Raw genomic sequence first — 1,087 nt, 5'->3', positions numbered from 1 at the left:
TCGGCCAGAGGCGCGGCCAACGTCGACTTGCCCGACCCCGACACCCCTCCCACCAGCACCAACCGGACGCGGGCGCGCAGGAGGGCGTCGACGGCCCGGTCCGCCAGCTCGAGGGCGTGCCGCGCGTCCGCCCCACCGCTCCGGGACTGCTCGGCGCGGATCGCGGTGACCTTGGACCGGACCAGCGCGCGGTACCCGATGTAGTGGTGCACGAGGGACGACGGCGCGTCATCCCCCGAGAAGTCCCGATACGCCGCGAGGAAGGCCTCGGCGAGGTCCCGCGCCCCCACCCTGTCGAGATCCATCGCCAGGAACCCGGCGTCGAGCATGGCGTCCCCGAACCTGAGCCGGTCGTCGAACTCGAGACAGTCGATCACCCGGGGCCCGTCGTCCTCCAGATAGATGTCCGCCGCGAGCAGGTCACCGTGGCCGTCGACCACCCGGCCCGCATCGACTCGCGCCCGCAGCAGTCGCTCCCTCCCGCGGAGATACTCCCCCGCGAGCCACTCCACGTCGTCGACGATCACCGGTGCGTCCTCGCCCACACTCAGACGCCGCAGGTGGCCGATCGACTCCCGCCACAACCCGGCCACGGCGTCCGCGGTGCCCACCGCGTCGATCTCCTCCGAGCGGGGACTCGCGGCGTGGAGGTGATCGAGCTGCCGGGCCACCTCCCGCACCCCCGCCAGGAGGTCGGGATCGTCGGAGCGGCCGGTCCCCGAGGCCCGCGACCGCACCAGCGAGTCCAGGCTCCGTCCGGCGGGGAGTCGGCGCATCCGGACCACGTGGTCGATCACCTCGCCGTCGGGACCTCGCACCTCGAGCACACCGTCGTACACGTCCGGCGCCAGGCGGCTGTTGAGCTCGACCTCCCGGCGGCTCTGTTCTGCGCGGGCCCCGACCGACGTGTTGTCCAGGAACCCGAGATCGATGCGCTTGCGCACTTTGTGAGCCTCGTCACCATAGAGCACGATGAGAGCGCTGTGCGTCTCGACGACGGCCGGCCCTCCGTCCGTCACCGGGTCGGCATCCGCGGGGGTGTCCATAACCCCAGCCTAGGCAGGCATGACACGGTTCGCGGCCGACC

At 72.1% G+C, this 1,087-nt stretch carries 1 protein-coding gene; it reads right to left on the bottom strand.

From position 1 onward, the window contains the following. A partial coding sequence (locus G6028_RS16380; RefSeq protein ID WP_182659503.1) for a gluconate kinase occupies nucleotides 1-1,046 on the bottom strand: 1,046 nt, incomplete at its 3' end. Between the last annotated feature and the right edge of the window lie 41 nt (nucleotides 1,047-1,087).

The organism is Dietzia cercidiphylli, assembly GCF_014145145.1.
Lineage (GTDB): Bacteria > Actinomycetota > Actinomycetes > Mycobacteriales > Mycobacteriaceae > Dietzia > Dietzia natronolimnaea.
This window is presented reverse-complemented; position numbering and strand designations above follow the sequence as displayed.